Below are 18,405 nucleotides of genomic sequence, written 5' to 3' on the forward strand. Positions count from 1 at the left end.
GACAACAACAGCAAACACGGGCCCTGCCATGAAACACGACTACCTGACCACCCTCGCCTCGGTACTCACCATCGGCGCCCTGCTCGGCGCCATCACCCTCTTCCCCACCCAGTTCGAGGTCGGCCTCGAGCTGGCCAAATCCCAGGTGATCGGCAACTTCGGCTTCCTCTTTACCTACCCGGCCTTCGCCGCCTCGCTGTTCTTCCTGGTGGCCGCCGTCACTCCCCTGGGCCGCCTGCGCTTCGGCGAGGGGCCACCGGAATTCTCCACCCCCAGCTGGATGGGCATGCTGTTCTCCACCGGCATGGGCATCGCCCTGCTCACCTGGGGCGTCAGCGAGCCGCGCTACCACGTCGAGGCGGGCATGAGTTCCCACGAGGCGCTGCTCACCGCCTTCAACCACTGGGGCCTCCTGGCCTGGGTCGGCTACCTGGGGGTGGGGGTGATGTTCGCTCACGCGCTCTACAACCTGAATATCACCAAGCCCGCCGAGCGCCTGCTGGGGAACGGCTTCCTCAGCCGCCTCAACCTGGTGAGCCTGGTGGTGGCCACGGTGATCGGCCTGTCGCTGACCTTCTCCTACGCCAGCACGCCGCTGCGCCAGGCGCTGGCCGACGGGCTCGGCCTGGAGGTGAGCAACGCCGCCATGATCCTGACCCTGACCGCCTTCGCCATCCTCTCCTCGGTCTCGGGGCTCCAGCGCGGCATCAAGTGGCTGAGCAACTACAACAGCGTCTTCGCCCTGACACTGATGCTGGCGGTCTTCGTGCTCACCTTCCCCGCGGAGATCCTCAAGCAGTTCGGCTTGCTGCTGCCGGAGTACCTGGTGCGCTATCCGGCCATGGCCACCGATATCGGCCTCGGCGACCCCGAGCGCAAGGCCTGGCTGGCCGACTGGCTCTACGCCTTCGAGGCCTCCTGGTACGGCTGGTTCATCTTCACCGGGGTCTTCATAGCGCGCATCTCCAAGGGCCGCACCCTGCGCGAGCTGGTGCTGGGCATCCTCATCGTGCCCACCCTGCTGACCTGCTTCTGGTTCGTCACCTTCGGCCTGGCCGGGCTCGAGGCCGATGTCGAGGACGTCTTCCAACTGGTGCGCGGCCTCGACACCAGCGGGATCCTGTCGCTGGTGCTGCTGCTCAATATCCTGCTGTTCTTCGTCACCAGCGCCGACTCGGCGGGCCTGGTGTGCGAGATGCTCACCGCCAAGCGCACGCGAATCTTCTGGATCCTGGCCATGGCCACCCTGGCCATCGTCATCGGCTGGCTGGGCGGCGACGTCTACCGGGTGATCCTGACCCTGATCTCGGTCACCGCCATTCCGGTGGCAATCGGCATCTTCGCCCTCACCTTCGGCTTCCTGCGTCGCGTGCTGCCGCGGCGCGCGGCCGGCCTCGAGCAGTCGCCGGACTAGTCGCGGGCGGGCCGGCCAGCCAGGACCTGCCACAGAAAGGTGGCCGAGACGCGCAGCGACCCGCCGAGTTCCAACCTACCCAGCCGCCCGCCGCGCCTGGCGCGGCGAGTGCCCATACTGGACGCGGAAAGCGCGGGAGAAGCTGGAGCCGGAGGTGAAGCCGCAGGCCAGGCCCACCGTGAGCACGTCCATATCGGTCTCGGTGAGCAGGTGCCGGGCCCGCTCCAGGCGCAGCTGCAGGTACCACTGGCGGGGCGAGGTACCCAGCTGCTGCTCGAAGAGCCGCTGCAGCTGGCGCGGCGAGACGCCGCTACGGCGGGCCACCTCGGCGAGCGACAGCGGCTCTTCCAGATACCGCTCCATCAGGGCCACCGCCTCCACCAGGCGACGGTTATGGGTGCCGAGGCGGCGCGCCAAGGTCATGCGCTGCTGGTCGCGACGGCTGCGCAGTCGTTCATGGATCAATTGCTCGGAGACGTCGATGGCCAGCCCTGCGCCATGGCGCAGGGAGATCACCTCGAGGGACAGGTCCATGGCAGCCGCGCCGCCGGCGCAGGAGAAGCGGCGCTCACGGATCTCGAACAGCTCGTCGCTGGTCTCGATGGAGGGGAAGCGCTCGCGGAAGGCGGGCAGGCTCTCCCAGTGCAGGGTCACCCGCTCACCCTTCAAGAGGCCCGCCGCGGCCAGCAGGAAGCAGCCGGTGTCGAGCCCCCCCAGGGCACAGCCGGCCTGGTCGAGGCGGTGCAGCCAGGCCATCAGCGGCCGGCTCAGGTGCGCCTCCGGCTCGAAGCCGCTGCACACCGCCAGGGCGGGCAGCCGCTTCACCTCGGCGATGGCCTGATCGGCGAGCAAGGTCATGCCGTTGGAGGCGGTGACTGGCCCGCCGTCCTCGCTGATCAGGATCCAGTCGAACAGCGGCCGGCCGCTGATGCGATTGGCGATGCGCAGCGGCTCCACCGCCGAGAAGAAGGCCATCATCGAGAAGCGGGGCAATAGCAGGAAGCCGATGCTCTCGGGCAACGGCCCGCGATAGTCCAGGCGCATGGGCGACTCCTCTCGGCGCGCTTTTCCGGCAGCATCGCCTGGCGGCGCGGCGCTGACTATGCGCAATACGTCATACCTTGTGCATCAGCCGCCAGACCTGAGGTGATAGCAGGCCCGCTGAAGGGGGGTTAGTCCGCCTGGCGGGGGCGAGCCTTGCCCTTACCGGCACTGGCATCCCACAACATCACCAGCATGCACACCGCGAGCGCGGCGTAGAGGAACATGAAGCCGGCGGTGCGCACGCCGATCCATTCGTTGCCGAACACGAACATCAGCGGCAGCGCGGCGGCGAACAGCCCGCCCAGCGCCAGCGCGAGGCCGCCCGAGCGCACCATGTCGTCGCCGTGGTCGCGGTGGATCAGGCACATCAGGCTGCCCTTGCCGATGCCCATGGCCAGGCCCATGACGGCGAGCAATGCGGCGAAGCCGGGCAGCGGCATGGAGAACTCCAGCGCCAGGTCGCCGTGCACGCCGTGGATCTGCATGCTGAAGTCGGGGTAGGAGAGCAGGAACAGGCAGGCCATCACGCAGGCGCTGACCCACCAGCGCAGGTCGCGGAAGTCGCGCCGGTCGGCCAGCGCCCCGCCGAGGATCTGGCCCAGCCCGCCGGGCAGGGTGAAGACCAGCGCCCACAGCGACGCCGCCATCAGCGACAGGCGGTACTGCGCCATGAGATAGGCGGGCAGCCACAGCGCCAGCGCCACGAAGGCGCCGTAGAAGAAGCTGTAGTAGAGCGCCAGGCGACACGCCGCGGCCGGCGGCAGCCCGCCCGGCAGTGCCGCGCCAACCCTTGCGCTCGGCACCCCCGAGGGGCGCGGCGACTCCTCGGCGAACACCCACAGCAGCAGCGCCACCAGCAGGATCGGCAAGAGGTAGAGCTTGGGCGCCATGGGCCAGCCGTAGGCCTGGCTGATCAGTGGCAGCAGGAAGTAGGTGAGGCCGGCGCCGAGCATGCCGGCGCCGTAGAGGCCCAGCGCCAGACCGGCGTGGCGCCGCGGGCACAGCGCCGCCACGTAGACCAGCCCCGCGGCCAGCGAGCCGGCGCCCACCCCCAGCCCGGCCCCGGCGAGCAGGAACTCCCAGTAATCGTTGGAGTAGGCGATGGCCCACAGCAGCGGGCAGATCATCAGCAGGCAGCCGATCATCACGCGCCGGCCGCCCACCAGGCGCGCCAGCGCCGCCAGCGGCAGCGCGGCGAGCGCGCCGGTGAACATCGGCATGGCCAGCAGCACGGCGAACTGCACCTCGCCGAAGCCCAGCGCCTGCTTGAGCTCGATGCCGAGCACGGCAAAGATGGTCCAGCTGGCAAACACCAGGGCGAAGGCCAGCGGCGACAGCAGCACGACCACCAGCGAGCGATAGTCGACCTGCTGGCCCACGACGGGGGCTTTCTCGGCGGACGTCATGAACGGTGGGTCTCGTGGCGAGGTCGAAGAGATTCTCGTTCCCCCATGGGTCGGGGTCAAAAGGGCATACGAGGTACCTCTTTGGTAGAAACGGCGGGCACGGCCCGGTAGGATGCGCCACCGCCCCTTGGGGTATAGTGTCCCCAGGCCCGTCATCTTTCGGAGTTCGCGCCCCCTTGAAACTGCTGCAACGCTCCCTCGTGGCCCGCATCGTCGCCTCGCTGCTGGCGATCAGCGCCATGGCCCTGATCAGCATCGTGGTGACCATGGCGGTGGCCGGCGGCAGCCGCGGCGACGCCGCGGCGATCAACGTCGCCGGCTCGCTGCGCATGAACACCTACCAGATCGTCGCCGCCCTGCAGCGCTACGAACGCACCCCCTCGCTGGAGCACCAGGCGGCGGTGCACGTGCTCAAGCGCCGCTTCGAGGAGCGCCTGGAGAGCGACGAGCTGACCGGCGCCATTCCCGTCTCCGAGGCCCACGAGCTCAGGCGCCAGTATCGCCTGGTGCTGTCGCGCTGGCACAACGAGCTGGCGCCGGAGGTCAACGAGGCCGTCGACAGCCGCACGGTGAACATCGAGTCGCTCAATCGCACCCTCGACGGCCTGGTCAGCGAGATCGACCAGATGGTCTCCCAGCTCGAGCAGAACACCGAGGCCAAGATCCGCCTGCTCAGCGCCCTGCAGATCCTGTTCCTGGGGCTCACCGCGGTGGTCGTGGCCATCGCACTCTACGACATCCGCCACAACCTGGTGGCGCCGCTGCGCCAGCTGATGGTGCTGGCCAGGGAGGCGGCACGCCACAACTTCTCCGTGCGCACCCGGCTCAAGGGCGCCGACGAACTGGCCCTGCTCGGCCATACCTTCGACACCATGGCCGAGGAGCTCGGCACCAGCTACGCCGACCTCGAGGAGCGGGTCAAGCGCAAGACCCGGGAGCTGGAGCGCAGCAGCCAGGTGATGCAGGTGCTGCACGACGGCAGCCGCTGGCTCTACGGCGGCGGCAACGACCTGTGCGCCAGCGCCGCGCCGATGCTGCGCCAGGTCGAGACGCTGCTCGAGATCGGGCCCATCCGGCTGCTGCTCAACGACCCCCACGACGACCGCCCGATCCCGATCCTCGCCACCCATTCGGCCAGGCGCCCGAACTACTGCCGCGACCACGACTGCCACGCCTGCCTGATCGGCCCCCGGCCCATGCGCCTGACCGACACCGAGGAGGGCGACTGCGTGCTGCTGCCGGTGAGCGTGGGCGACGAGATGCTCGGCACCCTGGAAGTCTGGTATCCCAAGGAGCAACCGCTCTCCGACAGCGTGCGGCGCCTGCTCAACGCCCTGGCCGACCAGCTGGCCACTGCGGTCTTCCTGCAGCGGCGCATCGAGGAGGAGCAGCAGGTCTCGCTGATGAACGAGCGCACCATCATCGCCCGCGAGCTGCACGATTCGCTGGCCCAGTCGCTCTCCTATCTCAAGATGCAGGTGGCTCGGCTGGAGCGCATGCAGGCCAAGGGCGCCCCGCGCGAGTCCCAGGCGGCGGTGTTCGACGAACTGCGAACGGGGCTCAACAGCGCCTATCGCCAGCTGCGCGAACTGCTCACCACCTTCCGCCTCAAGCTGGAGGGGCCCGGGCTGCAGACGGCGCTGCTGCAGACCACCGAGGAGTTCTCCGAGCGCATGGGCGCGCCGGTGGAGATGCACTACGACGTGCCGCCCCACCTGCTCAACCCCAACGAGGAAATCCACCTGCTGCAGATCGCCCGCGAGGCGCTGAGCAATACGCACAAGCACGCCCAGGCCCACTGGGCCGGGGTGACGGTGAATTTCCACCACGCCCGGATTACCCTGCGCATCGAGGACGACGGCATCGGCCTGGCCGACAGCGACTCGCCGCCGATGCACTACGGCCTGGTGATCATGCGCGACCGCGCCCACACCCTGGGCGGCGAGCTCAAGCTCTCCAACCGCGCTACCGGCGGCACCTGCATCGAGGTGACCTTCACCCCGCAAACGGCACGCCTGATCACCCGCCAGCCGGCGACCGATTCCCTTCTCCACGACCAAGGAAACTGAGACACCATGGGCCAGTCAGTCAGCGAGACCCCCGCCAGTATCCTGATCATCGACGACCACCCGCTGCTGCGCCGCGGCGTCGCCCAGCTGCTCGAACTGGAGGACGACCTCCGGCTCGTCGGCGACACCGGTGAGCCGGCGCAGGGCGTGCGCCTGGCCGAGGAGCTCGATCCGGACATGATCCTGCTCGACCTCAACATGCCGGGCATGGACGGCATCCAGACGCTCAAGGCGCTGCGCGAGTCGGGCTACGCCGGGCGCATCGTGATGTTCACCGTCTCGGACCACGAGGAGGACCTGGTGGCGGCCCTGCGTGGCGGCGCCGACGGCTACCTGCTCAAGGACATGGAGCCCGAGGAGATGGTGCGCCAGCTGCGCCAGGCGGCGCTGGGACGCATGGTGGTGAGCGAGAGCCTCACCGCGCTGCTCGCCGAGGCGCTGCGCAACCAGCGCACGGCTCCGGCCACGCCCGACATCCACAGCTTGACCCAGCGCGAGCGCGAGATACTGCGCGAGCTGGCCGCGGGGCTGTCCAACAAGCTGATCGCGCGCAAGCTCGACATCACCGAAGGCACGGTCAAGGTCCACGTCAAGCACCTGCTCAAGAAGCTCAACCTGCGCTCGCGGGTCGAGGCGGCGGTGTGGGCCGTGCAGGAAGGCATCGACCGGTAGACAAGTTCCCTGTGGAAAGGGCGGTTCTGTGTGGATACCTCCAAAGACTTCCAGGCGCTAGCAAGGCGCCTTTTTCTTGCGCCTTGCCTGTCGCGCGGCGCCGTAAAACAATGAGTTACCGCTCTACCCCTGCTACCCCTCAAGTGGTATTCCGCTGATTTTCGGGCATTTTCGGGCCATTTCCCCCCTTCGTTGCGCGACGTATCTTTGCCTCAACCGAACCTGAATTGATCCCGGTCAGGACGGATGTCGCAAGGCGGGATCAGTCAAACCACGAAGGGGAAACGTCATGGCTAAATCGAGCGCCGATATCGGCAAGCTCGGTGCCGGCAGGCCAAAGAATGCCGACATCGAGCACTGGGACGTCGAAGACGAGCAGTTCTGGCAACAGACAGGCAAGCGCATCGCCTCGCGCAACCTGTGGATCTCCATACCCAGCCTGCTGATGGGCTTCGCGGTGTGGATGATGTGGGGCATGATCACCACCCAGATGCAGAACCTGGGCTTCCCGTTCACGGTGGGCGAGCTGTTCACCCTGACCGCCCTGGCCGGGCTCTCCGGCGCCACCCTGCGCATCCCCGCCTCGTTCATGATCCGCATTGCCGGCGGGCGCAACACCGTGTTCCTGACCACCGCGCTGCTGATGATACCCGCCCTGGGCACCGGCCTGGCGCTGATGAATCCCGCCACGCCGCTGTGGGTGTTCCAGGCCCTGGCGCTGCTCTCCGGCATCGGCGGCGGCAACTTTGCCGCCTCGATGAGCAACATCTCGACCTTCTTCCCCAAGAAGCAGCAGGGCTATGCTCTCGGCATGAACGCCGGGCTCGGCAACTTCGGCGTCACCACCATGCAGATCCTGATCCCGCTGGTGATGACCGTCGGCCTGTTCGGCGCCATCGCCGGGGGCTCCATGGAGCTGCAGAGCTCCAGCGGCACGCTGATCGGCCGCATCGAAGCCGGCACCGAGACCTGGATCCAGAACGCCGGTTTCATCTGGCTGGTGTTCCTGGTACCGCTGGCCTTCCTCGGCTGGTTCGGCATGAACAACCTGCGCACCATCACGCCCAACCCGGGCACGCCCGCTCAGGCCTTCGGCAAGATCCTCGGCCTTTACGCCGTGGGCGCCGCCACCAGTATCGCCGGCATGTTCGCGCTCAACCTGCTGGGCATGTGGCTCGCGCTGCCGCTGACCATCGTGCTGACCCTGGTGCTGATGCGCCTGCTGCCGGGCGAGATCAAGCCCAACATCCAGAAGCAGTTCGCGATCTTCTCCAACAAGCACACCTGGTCGATGACGGTGCTCTACATCCTCACCTTCGGCTCGTTCATCGGCTTCTCCGCGGCGCTGCCGCTCTCGATCAACGTCATCTTCGGCAACATGATGGAAGTGGCCGCCGACGGCAGCGTCACCCGCGTGGCCAACCCCGACGGTCCCAGCGCCCTGACCTGGGCCTGGATCGGCCCCTTCGTCGGCGCCCTGATCCGCCCCATCGGCGGCTGGATCTCCGACAAGGTGGGCGGCTCCATCGTCACCCAGGTGATCTCGGTGGTCATGGTGGTGGCCTCGGCGATGACCGGCTACGTGATGATGCTGGCCTACAACTCCAGCGACCCCAACAGCTACTTCGCCCTGTTCATGCTGCTGTTCGTGATCCTGTTCGCCGCCAGCGGCATCGGCAACGGCTCCACCTTCCGCACCATCGGCGTGATCTTCGATCAGCACCAGAAGGGCCCGGTGCTGGGCTGGACCTCCGCCGTGGCCGCCTACGGCGCCTTCATCGCCCCGCGGGTGATGGGCGAGCAGATCCAGGCCGGTACCCCCGAGCTCGCCATGTACGGCTTCGCGATCTTCTACGCGGTGTGCCTGGTGATCAACTGGTGGTTCTACCTGCGCCCTGGCGCCGAGATCAAGAATCCCTGATGCCGTCAGCCGTGCCTTCGGCAGCCTGCCGGAGGCACGATTCCAGCCTGCCCTTCTAGGGAGGGGAAAACCATGAAAGTCATGATCGCTTATGACGGCTCGCGCAACGCCAAGCTGGCCCTGGCCCAGACCGTCAGCCTGTTTCGCTGCAACGCCCCCACCTTGATCCTGGTCGGTGTGGCGGAGAACCCCGGCGACGCCACCGACGCCAACGAGACGCTGTTCCAGCAGGAGTACGAGGAGTTGAAGGCGGCCCTCAAGGAGGGCGCGGAGTTCGCCCACCAGGAGGGCTTCGAGGTGGACTGGGTGCTGGCCGAGGGCGACGCCCGCAAGATGCTGCTGCAGGCCACCCAGAAGCACCAGCCGGACGTGCTGGTCATCGCCCGCCACAGCAGCAAGCCCGACGGCGGCATCATCGCCCAGTCGCTGAGCTACTTCGTCGACGAACTCGACTACATGACCTTCGGCAAGGTCAGCTCCTTCCTCGCCCGGCGCGTCGAATGCCCGCTGCTGATCCTGCCCAGCCCATGAACGGCGATCCCGTTACGCGTGGCTAACCGAGTTCTCACTTCAGGATGATACGACCATGAAAGTCGCCGACCTATTCAAGTTTCGCACCCCCGAGATACGGGCGCTGCACCTGACCTGGATCGCGTTCTTCATTACCTTCTACGTCTGGTTCAACATGGCGCCGCTCGCCTCGAGCATGCTCAAGAGCGTCGACTGGCTGACCCCGGATGACATCAAGCTGTTCGCCATCTGCAACGTGGCGTTGACCATACCCGCTCGCATCATCGTCGGCATGGCGCTCGACCGCTTCGGCCCGCGCCGGGTGTTCTCGGTACTCATGGTGCTGATGTCGATTCCCGCCCTGGTGTTCGCCTTCGGCAACTCCATGACCCAGCTGCTGGTCGCCCGCCTGGTGCTCAGCTCCGTGGGCGCAAGCTTCGTGGTGGGCATCCACATGACCGCGCTGTGGTTCAAGCCCAAGCACATCGGCTTCGCCGAGGGCTTCTACGCCGGCTGGGGCAACTTCGGTTCCGCCGCCGCCGCCATGACCCTGCCGACCATCGCCCTCACCTGGTACGGCGGCCCCGAGGGCTGGCGCTGGGCCATCGCCCAGAGCGCCATCGTCATGGCCGCCTATGGCGTCTACTACTGGTTCGCCATCACCGACGGCCCCGACGCCCGCGCCCATCGCAAGGCGCGCAAGGCGATGGCCATGGAGGTCAGCAGCTGGGCCGACATGATCAAGCTGATCCTGTGGACCATCCCGCTGGTCGGCGTGCTGGGCATCCTGGTGTGGCGCATCCAGAACCTGGGCTACCTCTCCACCACCGGCGCCACCATCGCCTACCTGGTGATTGCCGCCGTGGTGGTCTACCAGGTGGTGCAGATCCTGCGCATCAACGTGCCGATCCTCAAGAAGGGCGTGCCGGAGGACGACAAGTACTCGTTCAACAGCGTGGCCGCGCTCAACAGCACCTACTTCGCCAACTTCGGTGCCGAGCTCGCCGTGGTCTCGATGCTGCCGATGTTCTTCGAGCAGACCTGGGGCCTGACCGCTGCCGCCGCCGGCCTGATCGCCTCCTCGTTCGCCTTCGTCAACCTGGTCGCGCGCCCCATGGGCGGCCTGGTCTCCGACCGCCTGGGCAACCGCCGCTTCGTGATGCTCAGCTACATGTTCGGCATCGGCATCGGCTTCGTGCTGATGGGCCTGCTCAACTCGAACTGGCCGCTGATCATCGCCATCGCCATCACCATCTTCACCTCCTTCTTCGTGCAGGGGGCGGAAGGCGCCACCTTCGGCATCATTCCCTCGATCAAGCGCCGCATCACCGGCCAGATCTCGGGCATGGCCGGCGCCTACGGCAACGTGGGGGCGGTGGTCTACCTGACCATCTTCACCTTCGTCACCCCGACCCAGTTCTTCTTCATCATCGCCACCGGCGCCTTCCTCAGCTGGCTGATCTGCCTGGTGTGGCTGAAGGAGCCGGAAGGCGCGTTCGACGAGGAGTACTACGTCTCCTCCGTCGACCGCATGATCGAGGAGCAGGAGCTGGCCGCGGCCCAGGCCAAGCCGCAGCAAGGCTAAGCCGGCTGGGCTTTAACTCAGGGCGGCGACTTCGGTCGCCGCTTTTTCTGCTCCAGCCCATTCCCTACTGAAACGGTCGGGCTTTGACCTGCGACAAGGATGTTTTCGCCGGGCTGGGGCACAGTAGGACACAGAACGTGCGGGCGAACCGGTCGCCTGCCAGCCGACCCGACCAGGAGGTGGCCATGACCTCGAATACCGCGACCTTCCCCCCGAGCGCTGCACAGAGCGACGAGCGCGGCACCAAGCTCGCCGCGGTGATCTACATTCTCTTCCTCGGCAGCGTGCTGGCCGTGGTCACGGCACCCGTGGGCGTGCTGCTGGCCCATCTGCGCCGGCGCAGCGTGGCCGACTGGGTCGACACCCATCTGCAGTTCCAGATCCGCACCTTCTGGCTCGGCATCGTCGGCGCCGCGCTCTTCGTGGCGGCCTGGCATGTGCTGGGCCTGGTCGGCGCCTCCGCCTGGGCGCCTTGGGCGCTGGGCTACGCCTTCTTCACCGCCTGCCTGATCTGGATGGTGGGTCGCTGCGGTGTGGGGATTCACCGGCTGATGGCGGGTCGCCCCATCGACGCCCCGCGCAGCCTGTGGCTAGGCGGCGCCCGCGTGAGCCTGCATGACTGAAGGCAGCCCCTCCCGCCCCCTGCCCAACCCGGGCTGGGGGCCGCTCTCGGCGCTTCCCGGCAACCCGCTGATGTGGGTGCTGATCCTGAGCGAGGTGGTGGTCTTCACCGCCTTCTTCGCGCTCTATGCCTGGCAGCGCGCCGGCGACGTCGCCGGCTTCAACGCCGCCCAGCAGGATCTCGACCCGCTGATGGGCGGGCTCAATACCCTGGTGCTGCTCACCAGCGGGCTGTGCGTGGCACTCGCCGTGGAGGCGATCAGCACCGGCGGGCGCCGCCGGGCAAGGCAGTGGCTGGCGGCGAGCATGGGGCTCGGGGTGCTGTTCTGCGTCATCAAGGTGGTCGAATACGCGGGCAAGTTCTCCGCCGGCATTACCCCCGAGACGCACCTGTTCTTCGGCTACTACTACGGCCTGACCGCCTTTCACTTCGCCCACGTGCTGTTCGGCCTGGGGCTGCTGGCGCTGGTGAGCTGGCGTACCTCGACCGAGAACGTCGAGACGGCAGCCGCCTTCTGGCACATGGTCGATCTGATCTGGATCCTGCTCTATCCCTTGATCTATCTCCTGAGGTAACCATGACCGCACTCCCGGGCAGCCGCCGTTTGATCGTCACCTGGCTGACGCTGATGATGCTGACGCTGGTGGCGATGTTCTCCGCGCGCCTGGACCAGGCCAGTTGGGAGCCGCTGCCGCTGGCCTCGGCGCTGCTGGTGCTCGTCGCCACCGGGTTCAAGGCCCAGCGGCTGCTGATGGTCTATCTCAACCTGCGCGCGGCGACGCCGGCCTGGAAGGGCACCTTCGTGGGGCTGGTGCTGCTGACGCTGGCGCTGATCGGCGCCGGCTACGCGGCGCCGCGGCTGATCTGAACCGCAGTGGAGCTGAACGACATCGCCCGGCCGAATGGCCGGGCGATGCGTTACTGGCTTTCGCTTGCCGCTAGCGGCGAGGCCGGTCGCGGGTCGACGAGTGCGGCAGCGGTGGCGGGTTGCGTGCCCAGGCTTCGAGCACGCGGGCCAGACGCATCATGCCGTAGACGACGAAGGGCACGGCGAGCATCAGGCCCACGCCCCAGTCGCGGTTGTTGATCAGCCAGGCGATGGGCAGCACCACCGCCAGGCCGATGGCGAGCCCGATGGCGACGGCGATGGCGAGACGGGGGTTTGTCATGGTCATCCCTCCTCAAGAACCGATGATCTGACGATAGATGCCCGGCAGCGCCAGCGACAGATGCTCGGGCCGGTTGACGATGGCGTAGCTGCCGCGGCCGAACAGGTGCGGCACATAGCGGTGCCCCTCGCTGTCGACGGTGACGCCGAATACCCTGACCTCCTGCTGGCGCGCCTCGAGCACCGCGCGGCGGGTGTCCTCGATGCCGTAGCGCCCCTCGTAGTAGTCGGTGTCGTTGGGCTTGCCGTCGGTCAGCACCAGCAGCAGCCTGTGGCGGTTGGGTCGCTTGGCGAGCTCCTGGGTCACGTGGCGGATCGCCGGTCCCATGCGCGTGTAGTGGCCGGGCTTGAGCGCCGCGATGCGCCGCCCCACCCGATCGCCCATGGGCTCGTCGAAGCCCTTGAGCGTATTGACCCACACCTTGTGGCGGCGGTGCGAGGTGAAGCAGTGGATGGCGTAGTCGTCGCCGCAGCCGGCCAGGCCGTGGCCCAGCACCAGCAGCGCCTCCTTCTCGACGTCGAGGACACGCCGGTCCTCGAGCCAGGCCTCGGTGGAAAGCGAGACGTCGATCAGGATCGAGACGGCAAGATCGCGGGCCTGCTGCCGGGCCGCCAGGTAGAGCCGGTCGCTGGATTCGCCGGTGGCCGCCAGGTCGCAGCGCGAGCGGATCACCGCGTCCATGTCGAGTTCGGTGCCGTCGAGCTGGCCGCGCAGGATCTCGCGTCGCGGGCGCAGTGCCTCGAATTCGCGGCGCACCTTGCGGATGCGACGTCGCGTGGCCTCGTCGGGCTCCCACTGCTCGCCCTCCTCGCTCTGCACGTCGCTCAGGACCACGCAGTGGTCGGGCAGGTAGACCTGCTTGCGATGGTGCCACTCGGGATAGGTGTGGCGCCCGCTCAGGCGTCCGCCGCTGGCTTCGTCGGGCGCCAGGTCGAGGTCGAGCTTGAGGCGTGAGGCGGCCTGCTTGCGGTTGGGGCTGAGCACGATCTCGTCGATCTGGTCGGCGGCTTCCTTGGCCGTCTCCTCCTCCTCGTCCTCGACGTGACGGTTGAGGTTCACCATCTCGGCCCAGGAGAGCATCTTCTCCGAGGCGTTGAGCATCAGCGGGTCGTCGCGGTCGGCCTGGTCCTGCTCGCGGCGTTCGGCCTTGCGCTTGCCGCCGTCGTCGGCCTGCTGGTCGCGGCGTACGGCGATGTCGGCATCGTCGTCGATGGCCTCGCGCTCGCCGTCACGGGTACCCAGCGCCACCACATCGCCCCACAGCGGCACCGGCAGCGGCGGGCGATAGCCGCGCGGGGCGTGGAAGCCGTCCAACGGCAGTGTGCAATCGATAACGGCGTCGTGCATGGCGAGCGCCCAGCCCGCCTGGGGCTCCGGGCCGCCGAGCTGGGCGAGCAGGGCCGATTCGAGCGCGGCCTCCATGGGTGGCAGGCGCTTGCGCTGGGGTCGCACCGCGAGCAGTGCCTGGCACAGGCGGGCATAGCGTTCGACCAGGCCCGGGAAGCGCTCGAGCACCGCCTGGGTGGTGCGGCGAGACACGCGCAGCGCCTGCAAGTCGCGCTGGAGCGGGTCGTCGAGCCTGATCGACAGCTCGCCCAGGGCGAGATAGGCGGTCAGCCAGAGATAGAGGTCGCGATTGAGTTCGGCTTGGGGAAAAACGGCGATGCGCGGCGGCAGCAGCAGGTGCTCCTCGTCGCGGCGGGCCTGATCCAGCGGCTCCTCGTCCAGGCCGAGGCGCTGGCGCAGCGACAGCCGGTGGCTCGAGTTGCGCCGGGCGATGGCCGCCACTTCGACGCCGGCCTCGCCGCCGCCGCAGCGGAAGAACACGCCAAGCAGGGCACGCAGGTCGTCGAGGCGTACGGCGGCCTCGGGGTGGTCGGGGTAGCTGGCCGCACTGGAGGCCCAGCGATGCCAGCGGCGACCGACGAATTCTTCGACCTCAAGAATGTCCAGCATGCATCGTCTCCTGGGCAAATAGTCGGGGCTGATCCGGCGGCAGGCCGTCGAGGAGGCGCTGTGAATACATCCTTGTACGCTACCTTCGCCCTGCGTCGCTCTCGCGTCCTGCTTCGCTCGCAGGGCCGGTGCTGGCCATCCATGGCCAGCCCGTTCGGAGCAGTGCTCCTCACCCCTGCGTAGGACCTCCTCTTTGGCCTGCCCCCGGCGCCCCTCGCGTGGGCAGGTACCGATCATCCAGTGACGCGGCAACAGTGTGGTTAACCAAAGGTGGCCTTGATCGCTTCCATCAACCCCTGCTGCACGTCCTGGTCGTCCGACAGTGGCTCGACCAGGGTGGCGCAGGCGGCATCGAGGATCGGCATGCCGGCGTTGATCAGCGTGGCGCAGTAGACCAGCAGGCGCGTGGAGACGCCCTCCTCCAGGTCCTGCCCCTTCATGGCGCGCAGGCTAGCGGCCAGGTTGACCAGCGCGGCACAGCGATCAAAGGCCAGGCCGCTCTCGCGGGCGACGATCTCGCACTCCACCTTGGGCGGCGGGAAATCGAACGACATCGCCACGAAGCGCTGCCGGGTGCTTGGCTTGAGCGACTTGAGGATGTGCTGGTAGCCGGGGTTGTAGGAGACCACCAGCATGAAATCGTCGGGTGCCTCGAGCAGCTCGCCGGTGCGTTCCAGCGGCAGCAGCCGGCGGTCGTCGGTCAGCGGGTGCAGCACCACGGTAACGTCCTTGCGCGCCTCGACCACCTCGTCGAGGTAGCAGATGCCGCCCTCGCGCACGGCGCGGGTCAGCGGGCCGTCGACCCAGCGGGTCTCGCCGCCCTGCAGCAGGTAGCGGCCGGTGAGGTCGGCGGCGGTCAGGTCGTCGTGACACGACACGGTGAACAGCGGCCGGCCGAGCTTCGCCGCCATGTGGCTGACGAAGCGCGTCTTGCCGCAGCCGGTCGGCCCCTTGAGCAGCAGCGGCAGGCGCTGCTGGTAGGCCTGTTCGAACAGGGCGCACTCGTGGCCGACCGGCTCGTAATAGGGCAGTTCCTGCTCGAACCGAGCGGCGGTAGCGGTATGGGACATGGGCGTCACTCCAGGGGAAGGCTCGATGGGGCGCTTGCACGCCCCATCGAACGTCGGTCACTCGGTGGCGGCCAGGGGCCGGCTGGAAGCGGGCACTTGCTCGCGCACGGGACCGAAGAACGAGTAGATCAGCATGATCGCGGCGAGGGTCACGGCCACGCCGGTGCCCAGGCGCATGATGTAGAACAGGTCGAGCTGGCTCTGCACCTGCATGTAGTTCATGCCCAGTACCCGCTGCAGGTGCGTCTGCACCACGCCGGCGAAGGTCAGGGTGAAGGTCATGAAGCACATGGCCGAGGTCATGATCCAGAAGCCCCACATGTTCAGCACCTGGTTGTACGGCTGGCTGCGGCGGATCTGCGGCATGGCGTAGGTCATCACGCCGAGGATCAGCATCACGTAGGCGCCGTAGAAGGCCAGGTGGCCGTGCGCGGCGGTGAGCTGGGTGCCGTGGGTGTAGTAGTTGATGAACGACAGGGTGTGCATGAAGCCCCACACGCCGGCACCGAAGAAGGCGATGGTCGGGCAGCCCAGCGCCCACAGCATGGCCGCCTTGTTGGGATGGTTGCGGCTGCCCTTCCAGAACATGTAGAAGGCGAACACCACCATGGCGAAGAACGGGATCACCTCGAGGGTGGAGAAGATGCTGCCGATGGGCTGCCAGTAGCTCGGCGCACCAATCCAGTAGTAATGGTGGCCGGTGCCCAGCAGGCCGGAGAACAGCGACAGGCCGACGATCACGTAGAGCCACTTCTCGATGACCTCGCGGTCGACGCCGGACATCTTGATCAGCAGGTAGCCAAGCAGCGAGGCCATGATCAGTTCCCACACGCCTTCGACCCACAGGTGCACGACCCACCACCAGTACAGCTTGTCCACCGCCAGGTTGGAGGGGTTGTAGAAGGCGAACAGCCAGAACACCGCCGCCAGCCACAGGCCCAGCATCAGCACCAGGTTGATCGCGGTCTTGCGCCCCTTGAGCAGGGTCATGCTGGTGTTGAACAGGAAGATCAGGTACGAGATGGTGATCAGCACCTTGACCCAGAACGGCTGCTCGAGGAATTCGCGCCCCTCGTGAATGCCGAACTGGTAGCCGACCAGGGCCGCCGCACCGGCGAAGGCAAAGATCGCCAGTTGCACGTAGGCGAGCCCGGGGCTGTGGATCTCCTGCTCGGCCTCTTCCGGCATCAGGTAGTAGGTGCAGCCCATGAAGCCGATCAAGAGCCACACGATCAAGAGGTTGGTATGGCTGACGCGCATGATGTTGAACGGCATCAGCTCGGCCATGAAGTTGGGCGCCACGTAGACCGTTGCCGCCAGCAGACCGAAGACGATCTGCAGTGCGAACAGTGCCATGGCCACGGCGAAGAATGGCAGGGCCACCTTCTGGGTTTCGTATTTCATCGGTATCGTTCTCCTTGCCTCATCCCGGTTTCACCGCGCCACGTCAGCCGGCGGGGTGCGGGGGCCAGTTCTGGTCGTCGATGGAGTCGGTCCACTCGAGGAAGTCGATCAGCGCGTCCATCTCCTCGTCGGACAGGTCGAAGTACGGCATCTGACGACGCCCCGGCGCTCCGGTCGGCTGGGCACGCATCCAGCCCGCCAGCGCCATGCGCGCCCCCTCGGGATTGTCATGGCCGCCGTAGCGCTCCCACACGTTGGCCAGTTCGGGAGCGAAATAGGCGCCTTCGCCCATGATGCTGTGGCAGTTGATGCACATGTTCTCTTCCCACACGTGCTTGCCCAGCTCGACGGACTCGGTGAGCCCCTCGCTGTCGGTGGACTTGGTCACCATGTACCAGTGGCTGTGTGCCGTCAGTGCGGTGAACAACAGGAAGAAGAACAGCGAACCGCCATAGAAGATATTGCGCGCCGCCGCCTTGGTGAGGCCTTCGGTCATGGCCATCCCCCCTTGCTAGTTTGGCTTGCCTACGGGACCTGCGACCGAGGTCGGCGCGTCCCACCCTTTAAAGATGTATCCGTTTTGCATGTTTAGATTACCAGCACTGGCCTGAGCCAGACATTGACGTCGGTCAAAACGCGAGTGAAGAGCGGGGAAAAGGGCGGATATGGCGGGCTCGGGCGGACTGCGTCCGAGTGTCGCACGGCGGGCCGAGGCGCTCGCCGGGTGAGTCGGGGTTGGTATTAGCGCTTGGCGTCGGTGATGTCCTCGATCCAGGTCAACGCCGCCACCCCGGCCGGCAGCCCCAGGGTCGGGATCGCCAGCATGGCCACCTGCTTCAAGGCTTCAGGCTCGATGCCCTCCTCCAGGGCGCGACGCATGTGGGAATGCACGGCTCCCTCGGAGCCGCTGCCCACCGCCAGCGCCAGCTTGACCAGGCGCCGCGTGCGGTCGTCGAGCGGGCCGGCCTCGGCGCATGCCTTGCCCAGCGAAGCAAAGGCTCGCCATACCTCGGGATAGTCGTCGGCCACCTTGCCGGCACCGGAAGGAAGATCGTGATTGGCCATGCTGCCATTCCTCGCTCTTGTTGCAGGGTGTCTACACGTGAGCCTCAGTATAGAAGCTCATCCCGTCAGGAAAAGGCGCGTTCCGCGACATGGCCGCTCTAGGTTGGCAGCAGGAACAGCGGGTCCTTGGTCACGGCGGTGCCCAGCATGTAGCAGAACAGCGTGATGGCCCCCAGAGCCGCCAGGCCGCGCGTCATGGGGCTGCGCCCGCGCTTGATCGCCACCGTGCCCAGCAGGATGTAGCCGAACAGCGCGAGCAGCTTGGCGGCGAGCCAGGGATGCTGGTGCGGCCACATCGAGAGCATGACCATCAGCGTGACGCCGAGCACCAGCAGCAGGGTGTCGTTGACGTGGGGCAGTATCCTCACCCAGCGCCGCTGGAGCAGTGTGACCTCGCGCACCGACCACCAGGCGCGCACGAGGAAGAAGGTCACGCTCAGCACCGCGGTGGTCATGTGCAGGTGCTTGATCAGGGCATAGTATTCGATCATCGACTGG

At 67.1% G+C, this 18,405-nt stretch carries 18 protein-coding genes; 9 read left to right on the forward strand and 9 right to left on the reverse strand.

Features of this window, described 5'->3' with window-relative positions; genetic code table 11:
* Nucleotides 1–28 precede the first annotated feature (28 nt).
* Nucleotides 29–1,414 (forward strand): BCCT family transporter, encoded by a 1,386-nt coding sequence (locus DIS04_RS13915; RefSeq protein WP_111414391.1) that lies wholly within the window; start codon nt 29–31, stop codon nt 1,412–1,414.
* Between the two features lie 75 nt (nt 1,415–1,489).
* Here DIS04_RS13915 and DIS04_RS13920 read toward each other — a convergent pair whose 3' ends face one another.
* Entirely contained in the window at nt 1,490–2,458 is a 969-nt protein-coding gene (locus DIS04_RS13920; protein ID WP_111414392.1) for a GlxA family transcriptional regulator, read from the reverse strand.
* A 128-nt stretch (nt 2,459–2,586) separates the two neighbouring features.
* Nucleotides 2,587–3,864 (reverse strand): MFS transporter, encoded by a 1,278-nt coding sequence (locus DIS04_RS13925; RefSeq protein WP_162623071.1) that lies wholly within the window; start codon nt 3,862–3,864, stop codon nt 2,587–2,589.
* A 176-nt stretch (nt 3,865–4,040) separates the two neighbouring features.
* Here DIS04_RS13925 and DIS04_RS13930 point away from each other — a divergent pair, with 176 nt between their 5' ends.
* The 8 genes from DIS04_RS13930 (at nt 4,041) to DIS04_RS13965 (ending at nt 12,111) form a co-directional block, all read left to right on the forward strand.
* Nucleotides 4,041–5,933 carry a histidine kinase gene (locus DIS04_RS13930; RefSeq protein ID WP_111414394.1) on the forward strand — a complete coding sequence of 631 codons (1,893 nt, stop codon included), beginning with the start codon at nt 4,041–4,043 and terminating at the stop codon, nt 5,931–5,933.
* Nucleotides 5,934–5,939: 6 nt separating this feature from the next.
* The gene (gene narL, locus DIS04_RS13935) at nt 5,940–6,605 is read left to right on the forward strand and encodes a two-component system response regulator NarL (protein WP_111414395.1); all 666 of its coding nucleotides are present in this window, start codon (nt 5,940–5,942) and stop codon (nt 6,603–6,605) included.
* A gap of 289 nt (nt 6,606–6,894) precedes the next feature.
* Nucleotides 6,895–8,526: an MFS transporter gene (locus DIS04_RS13940; RefSeq protein WP_111414396.1), complete on the forward strand. Its 1,632-nt coding sequence runs from the start codon at nt 6,895–6,897 to the stop codon at nt 8,524–8,526.
* 72 nt (nt 8,527–8,598) lie between these two features.
* Nucleotides 8,599–9,057: a universal stress protein gene (locus tag DIS04_RS13945; protein WP_111414397.1), complete on the forward strand. Its 459-nt coding sequence runs from the start codon at nt 8,599–8,601 to the stop codon at nt 9,055–9,057.
* A 55-nt stretch (nt 9,058–9,112) separates the two neighbouring features.
* Nucleotides 9,113–10,621 (forward strand): MFS transporter, encoded by a 1,509-nt coding sequence (locus DIS04_RS13950; protein ID WP_111414398.1) that lies wholly within the window; start codon nt 9,113–9,115, stop codon nt 10,619–10,621.
* 185 nt (nt 10,622–10,806) lie between these two features.
* Entirely contained in the window at nt 10,807–11,244 is a 438-nt protein-coding gene (locus DIS04_RS13955) for a DUF4870 family protein (protein WP_111414399.1), read from the forward strand.
* Nucleotides 11,237–11,818, forward strand: coding sequence for a cytochrome c oxidase subunit 3 family protein (locus DIS04_RS13960; RefSeq protein ID WP_111414400.1), 582 nt, complete (start codon nt 11,237–11,239; stop codon nt 11,816–11,818). Before DIS04_RS13955 ends, DIS04_RS13960 begins: the two co-directional genes overlap by 8 nt.
* Nucleotides 11,819–11,820: 2 nt before the next feature.
* Entirely contained in the window at nt 11,821–12,111 is a 291-nt protein-coding gene (locus tag DIS04_RS13965) for a hypothetical protein (protein ID WP_111414401.1), read from the forward strand.
* Between the two features lie 70 nt (nt 12,112–12,181).
* Here DIS04_RS13965 and DIS04_RS13970 read toward each other — a convergent pair whose 3' ends face one another.
* The 7 genes from DIS04_RS13970 to DIS04_RS14000 form a co-directional block, all read right to left on the reverse strand.
* The gene (locus DIS04_RS13970; protein ID WP_111414402.1) at nt 12,182–12,412 is read right to left on the reverse strand and encodes a hypothetical protein; all 231 of its coding nucleotides are present in this window, start codon (nt 12,410–12,412) and stop codon (nt 12,182–12,184) included.
* Between the two features lie 12 nt (nt 12,413–12,424).
* Nucleotides 12,425–14,368 (reverse strand): nitric oxide reductase activation protein NorD, encoded by a 1,944-nt coding sequence (locus tag DIS04_RS13975; RefSeq protein ID WP_111414403.1) that lies wholly within the window; start codon nt 14,366–14,368, stop codon nt 12,425–12,427.
* A gap of 260 nt (nt 14,369–14,628) precedes the next feature.
* Nucleotides 14,629–15,438: a CbbQ/NirQ/NorQ/GpvN family protein gene (locus tag DIS04_RS13980; RefSeq protein WP_111414404.1), complete on the reverse strand. Its 810-nt coding sequence runs from the start codon at nt 15,436–15,438 to the stop codon at nt 14,629–14,631.
* A gap of 57 nt (nt 15,439–15,495) precedes the next feature.
* On the reverse strand, nt 15,496–16,842 hold the full coding sequence (locus DIS04_RS13985) for a cbb3-type cytochrome c oxidase subunit I (RefSeq protein WP_111414405.1): 1,347 nt from the start codon (nt 16,840–16,842) through the stop codon (nt 15,496–15,498).
* Nucleotides 16,843–16,885: 43 nt separating this feature from the next.
* The gene (locus DIS04_RS13990; protein ID WP_111414406.1) at nt 16,886–17,338 is read right to left on the reverse strand and encodes a c-type cytochrome; all 453 of its coding nucleotides are present in this window, start codon (nt 17,336–17,338) and stop codon (nt 16,886–16,888) included.
* Nucleotides 17,339–17,583: 245 nt separating this feature from the next.
* The gene (locus DIS04_RS13995) at nt 17,584–17,907 is read right to left on the reverse strand and encodes a carboxymuconolactone decarboxylase family protein (protein WP_111414407.1); all 324 of its coding nucleotides are present in this window, start codon (nt 17,905–17,907) and stop codon (nt 17,584–17,586) included.
* Between the two features lie 98 nt (nt 17,908–18,005).
* Nucleotides 18,006–18,398 (reverse strand): SirB2 family protein, encoded by a 393-nt coding sequence (locus DIS04_RS14000; RefSeq protein WP_179951278.1) that lies wholly within the window; start codon nt 18,396–18,398, stop codon nt 18,006–18,008.
* Nucleotides 18,399–18,405 lie beyond the last annotated feature (7 nt).

This window comes from Billgrantia lactosivorans, from assembly GCF_003254665.1.
In the GTDB taxonomy this organism is placed as follows: Bacteria; Pseudomonadota; Gammaproteobacteria; order Pseudomonadales; family Halomonadaceae; genus Halomonas; species Halomonas lactosivorans.

Coding starts and splice junctions, on each gene's coding strand:
- DIS04_RS13915 (WP_111414391.1), top strand. CDS start 29: ATGAAACACGACTACCTGACCACCCTCGCCTCGGTACTCACCATCGGC.
- DIS04_RS13920 (WP_111414392.1), bottom strand. CDS start 2,458: ATGCGCCTGGACTATCGCGGGCCGTTGCCCGAGAGCATCGGCTTCCTG.
- DIS04_RS13925 (WP_162623071.1), bottom strand. CDS start 3,864: ATGACGTCCGCCGAGAAAGCCCCCGTCGTGGGCCAGCAGGTCGACTAT.
- narL (WP_111414395.1), top strand. CDS start 5,940: ATGGGCCAGTCAGTCAGCGAGACCCCCGCCAGTATCCTGATCATCGAC.
- DIS04_RS13940 (WP_111414396.1), top strand. CDS start 6,895: ATGGCTAAATCGAGCGCCGATATCGGCAAGCTCGGTGCCGGCAGGCCA.
- DIS04_RS13945 (WP_111414397.1), top strand. CDS start 8,599: ATGAAAGTCATGATCGCTTATGACGGCTCGCGCAACGCCAAGCTGGCC.
- DIS04_RS13950 (WP_111414398.1), top strand. CDS start 9,113: ATGAAAGTCGCCGACCTATTCAAGTTTCGCACCCCCGAGATACGGGCG.
- DIS04_RS13955 (WP_111414399.1), top strand. CDS start 10,807: ATGACCTCGAATACCGCGACCTTCCCCCCGAGCGCTGCACAGAGCGAC.
- DIS04_RS13960 (WP_111414400.1), top strand. CDS start 11,237: ATGACTGAAGGCAGCCCCTCCCGCCCCCTGCCCAACCCGGGCTGGGGG.
- DIS04_RS13965 (WP_111414401.1), top strand. CDS start 11,821: ATGACCGCACTCCCGGGCAGCCGCCGTTTGATCGTCACCTGGCTGACG.
- DIS04_RS13970 (WP_111414402.1), bottom strand. CDS start 12,412: ATGACAAACCCCCGTCTCGCCATCGCCGTCGCCATCGGGCTCGCCATC.
- DIS04_RS13975 (WP_111414403.1), bottom strand. CDS start 14,368: ATGCTGGACATTCTTGAGGTCGAAGAATTCGTCGGTCGCCGCTGGCAT.
- DIS04_RS13980 (WP_111414404.1), bottom strand. CDS start 15,438: ATGTCCCATACCGCTACCGCCGCTCGGTTCGAGCAGGAACTGCCCTAT.
- DIS04_RS13985 (WP_111414405.1), bottom strand. CDS start 16,842: ATGAAATACGAAACCCAGAAGGTGGCCCTGCCATTCTTCGCCGTGGCC.
- DIS04_RS13990 (WP_111414406.1), bottom strand. CDS start 17,338: ATGACCGAAGGCCTCACCAAGGCGGCGGCGCGCAATATCTTCTATGGC.
- DIS04_RS13995 (WP_111414407.1), bottom strand. CDS start 17,907: ATGGCCAATCACGATCTTCCTTCCGGTGCCGGCAAGGTGGCCGACGAC.
- DIS04_RS14000 (WP_179951278.1), bottom strand. CDS start 18,398: ATGATCGAATACTATGCCCTGATCAAGCACCTGCACATGACCACCGCG.